The 4,728-nt window shown below is 27.1% G+C and carries 6 protein-coding genes; all 6 read left to right on the plus strand.

Going from position 1 to position 4,728, the window contains the following annotated elements; translation table 11 throughout:
* Positions 1-2: 2 nt before the first annotated feature.
* Entirely contained in the window at positions 3-701 is a 699-nt protein-coding gene (locus tag AJN64_RS08690; RefSeq protein ID WP_070288354.1) for a lysozyme inhibitor LprI family protein, read from the plus strand.
* 89 nt (positions 702-790) lie between these two features.
* Positions 791-1,507, plus strand: coding sequence for a lysozyme inhibitor LprI family protein (locus AJN64_RS09830; protein WP_261665713.1), 717 nt, complete (start codon positions 791-793; stop codon positions 1,505-1,507).
* A 112-nt stretch (positions 1,508-1,619) separates the two neighbouring features.
* The gene (locus AJN64_RS08700; protein WP_250606941.1) at positions 1,620-2,090 is read left to right on the plus strand and encodes a hypothetical protein; all 471 of its coding nucleotides are present in this window, start codon (positions 1,620-1,622) and stop codon (positions 2,088-2,090) included.
* A gap of 921 nt (positions 2,091-3,011) precedes the next feature.
* Positions 3,012-3,563, plus strand: a complete 552-nt coding sequence (locus tag AJN64_RS09835; protein ID WP_261665714.1) for a hypothetical protein — start codon at positions 3,012-3,014, stop codon at positions 3,561-3,563.
* A 425-nt stretch (positions 3,564-3,988) separates the two neighbouring features.
* Positions 3,989-4,342, plus strand: a complete 354-nt coding sequence (locus AJN64_RS09840; RefSeq protein ID WP_193552365.1) for a hypothetical protein — start codon at positions 3,989-3,991, stop codon at positions 4,340-4,342.
* Positions 4,343-4,411: 69 nt separating this feature from the next.
* The coding region (locus tag AJN64_RS08715) for a bacteriophage T4 gp5 trimerisation domain-containing protein (protein WP_410002379.1) at positions 4,412-4,728 on the plus strand (317 nt) is incomplete at its 3' end.

Below are 4,728 nucleotides of genomic sequence, written 5' to 3' on the forward strand. Positions count from 1 at the left end.
CCATTAGTGCTAATGCACAATCCCCAAAAGAAGCCAAACCTAGTTTTGATTGTGCTAAAGCAAGTACAAAAGTAGAAAAGATGATTTGTAATGATAAAAGTGGGGAGTTACAAAAACTTGATAGATTGTATTCTAAACTCTATTTTTCAATACTAAAGAGTATCCCTAAAGATACAAAAGAGGGGCAAAAAACAAGAGAAAAACTGAAATATTTTAATCACTCTGTTATGAGTAATAGAAATATATTTCAATGCTATTTTGTTGCACCATTTGAGACAAAAAAACAAGAAGACCGTCAGTCTAATTATTGCATAAAACAAATTTATTTAGAAGCGATTGCTACTTTAGCTTTTAAAATGATAGATAGTGGAGTTAATAGAGAAAGATGGGGCTTTAATGAAAGAGTGAAAGATTTTGTTGTCCCAATTGAAAACTCTAATGGAACCTACGATATGAACGTAGGGTTTTTATCCAATTATAATCTATTTAACAATTTTTTTGAAAACACTACTCAAAGCATTGTTATAGATTTTATGGCTTACAATATTATGCAGTGGAATTACTTTCTTGTAGATGTTCGGATTAATGAAGCAAATGCAGATTTATTTGATGAAGCGGTAGAAAAATATAAAATATACTATGAGAAGCTCTATCAAGCTTTTACAAAAGATAAAAAACTTAATAAATTATTAGGAAACTAAATGCCAATTAAGACAACAAATTTAAGCTATGAGGAATTTAAAAGCTTACAAATAAATAAAATTAATTTCTATTTAAAGGAGGAGTTCTTATGCAAAAGTTTTTAATAGTTTTAGGATTGTGTTTAATGTTAGCCATTAGTGCTAATGCACAATCCCCAAAAGAAGCCAAACCTAGTTTTGATTGTGCTAAAGCAAAAAGTAAGGTTGAAAAGATGATTTGTAATGATGAAAGTGGGGAGTTACAAAAACTTGATAGATATATGGCAAAGACATATAAAGAACTAAGACAGAATCTAAACAAAAATGAGCAAAATAAGCTTTTAACATCGCAACGATTATGGCTTCAAACCCTAAATCAATGCAAATCTAAAGAATGTGTAAAAGAGCTTTTGCAAAATAGAGTTGGGGAATTGCAAAATTACACAGCACACACGGGCAATGTGTGGCTTGGGACTTATACATTACAAGAAAATCTTTATATGGGGAGCTTTACAATAAAAAAGTGTGATAAGTTTAATATTTGTGAAGCTAGATATGAGGCTATCCTCCATAAAAGTGAATTTAATGATATGCACGAATGCGATATAACTTTGAAATTACAGATAAAATCTCAACAAGAAGCTATAGCTTTAAATGATGATAAGGATTTTGCAAATTGTAAAATTTATATTAGGAAAAATCAACAGGGTATTGTATTTATAAGAGATGAGAAAGTATTTAATTCACCCGATTATTTTTGTAGCACAATGTGTGGCAACCAAACGATATTTGAGTGGGGAGATATCTATAAAAAGGAAATGCAATAATGCTTTATGATGTTAAAAAATTAAATGAAAATGATTATAAAAAAGAATGTGCAAAGCTTCTTATTGCTTTTGAAAATTCAAATTATAAACATATATTGCTTAAGGAGAATGTATGAATAATAAAATAGTCATATTGATATTATGTTTAATACAAATACTTTTTGCAAATCAAAACATACAAGAATGGAGTGGTGTATATGGTTTTTCTGAAAATATAGATTCGCAAGATATAGATTTATCAAAAAGTAGGCAACAAATTTTTCGCTTTTTAGAGTGCAATAATGAAATTTGCTTGGCTGAATATGAATCTTTGTATAAATATTCTACTTGCAAAATACACAAATATGATAAATTATTGCACTTAAAAATACTTTCTCCAAATCAAGCAATTTTATATTTAAAAATAAAAGATGAAAATAATGTAGAAAAAATGTGCAAAGTGCTCTTGCAAAAAACACAAAAAGGTTTTAGATCAAAAAATCCTTTGAATGCAATAGAATCTTGTAATATAAGTTTATCTATTTTTAAATCTTGTGGTGCAGGGACTAATCCAGATTGGACTATGGAGTTTATAAAGGAATAATAATGAATATTGAAACTTTAGATGATGAAACTTATGCGATCCTTTTAGGAGTTTTAATTTGTAATATTAAAGTAGATATAAAAAGTTCTTTATTTTAGAGTGGTAATTTTTTAAAGCCTTATGGTGATGGCGGTAAAAGTATAGCCGTTGGTTTTGGATTAGATTTAAAAGTTAATTCTCTAAATACCATCACTTGTTTATATAAAAATATTTTTGGGGATAATTGGCAAATATCTAATGAAGAAAAAGACATTTTAGAAAAACTGCGAACTAATGCAATTACTACAACACAAGCAATTGAAAAACTAGAAAAACTAACAATACTTAGTCTTGATTTAAAAACACAAGATAATGCCTATAAATTATTTTCCCTAACACTGCAATCATATGAAAATAAAATTGACAATAAAATTTCAAAATCTTATGAAAGAATCGCTTTGGTATCTAGGGCTTATAATTATTATGGAGAATTACTTCTAGGAGCCGTTAGGCAACAAAATAGGTTTTTAATTTGGTTTTATTTACGATATACAACCAACACTTCAAACGGGAGAGAATTATTGGGACTTACAAAAAGGAGATGGTGGGAGTCGGAAATCTTTAAATTATATAATGGAATATCTTTTGAGAATATTTTAGAAATATTTCAGTGTCTCAATATTGTCACATTTAATAAAAAAATAATTTACAAGCATATAGAAGAATATGAAGCAAGAAATTTAACTCAAGAAAATATTCAGATATTTAAGAATGATTCTAAAAATAGAGATCTTGATAAGTATTTTAAATTTACATATGAATACATCACTACCATCCTTAAGCCTCATTTAGATTACCTAAACACCCTCACTCAAAAAAAATTTTAGCTTAGATAATATTTATTGTATTGCTAATTATTGTGAGAATTTAGGTGCTAATAAATTGGATAATGTTGCCTTGCTTAATAAAACTTTAAGACAAAAGTTTGAAAAACTAGAAGCAAATACACCCCATAATATTCTTATACTCTATCCAAATCCTACTCCATCTATTATACAAATAAAACAACCTAAAAATACTTTTATTACCCTACTTATAGGAGCAAAAGCAAAAATAGATTGCACTAAATTGATAGAAGATCAATGTGAGCTAATGTATTTAAAATATGATCCAACACAAGAAGAACAACAAGCAATTAATCCACAAGTTTTTTCTTGTAGCACCCAAGAAGAACTTATTTTAAAAAAAGAAAATGAAATATACTTTAAAACAGTAAAAAACAATATATCATATTTTATTAATAAAAACGATGGGATTTTAAAAGTTGCTCTTACTAGCAATGAAGAAAATGCTATAGAATTATACAGTTTTGCTAAAGAAAATCAATTTAAAATTTTACAAGATAAAGCTTCAAAGATGCTAAAAATCTATTTAAAACTAGAAAGATATAGTAGCGAAGAGATTTTATTACATAGAGGGGAAATTTTGAATTAACACTCAATAATCTTAAGATTTTAGATAAAAATGGAAATAATCATGAAACCATCACTAAAGTATTTCTTCATAATTGTGAGAATAGAAGGATTTATGAAAGTTTAAAGTTAGAGTATCAAGAAGGCATTTATAAGAGCAGTTTCAAGATTGATTTAATTTTAGATGAAAACTCTTCTTTTTTTAAAAGGGCTACAAAATGTATTATAGCTACAAAAACCTTAGAAGGCTTTAGCACAAGTCAAATACATAAAATTGGAAATGTGGCAATAGTCTCTTTAAGTTCTGCAGATAAGCAAGGAGGTTATTATACTTTTACAAATAAAGTAAGCATGCAAGATTTTGGATAAAATCTTTATTTAGATACTGAGACAAATGGGTATGAAAAACAAATAAAAAATTCAAGAAAGAATTTATATATCACAAATTTGAAAGCTTATAAAGAAAAAGAACAGCAAAATACTACTGATAAAATCCCTTACAATAAAACTATTTTTGTTAGAGCTTACTTAAATAATGAGGAGAAATTTTTCTTCGATGAGGCAATTAAATGGGCATATTGTATAAAAAAAGAAGAGGAATTAGAATGTAATCAATCTAAAATTAAAATTTTAGAAAATCTTCAAGGAAATGATATAACCTTTAATACTTCTATGCTTTCACAAGATGATAGGAATAAACTTTATAATATGAATGAAAAATATCAATTAATCTTATTTGCTTATTTTAGCGCACCTGCATTTAAAACAACACAAGGAATAACACATTTAGTGTTAAAATGACTAAAGATTTAAACTATACAAAACAAGGCCATTGAACTTACCCTCTCAAATATAAAAGATAAAGAACAAATTTATTTAAAAGCCCAAAAGGATTATGATGAATTAGTACAACATAATTTCACTCAAAGAATCTTAAATGATAAAGATTCTATAGTGGATGGAATTTATAATGAAAGGATTAAAAAGGTTCATACTCAAACCATAGACTTAGCTAAAAATGTCAATGTAGGAGGAGAATACTTAACTAATGTAGGCTTATCTAAAGATACCATAGTAGGATTAAGCAATACCTTAAATGTAGGAGTAGATAATAAAGTAAGAGTGGCTAAAAACTCTCATGAATATGTAGGAGAAAACAAAGATATAGAAATAGGTGCTAATCAAAA

It is taken from the genome of Campylobacter sp. BCW_4332 (assembly GCF_001763175.1).
In the GTDB taxonomy this organism is placed as follows: domain Bacteria; phylum Campylobacterota; class Campylobacteria; order Campylobacterales; family Campylobacteraceae; genus Campylobacter_D; species Campylobacter_D jejuni.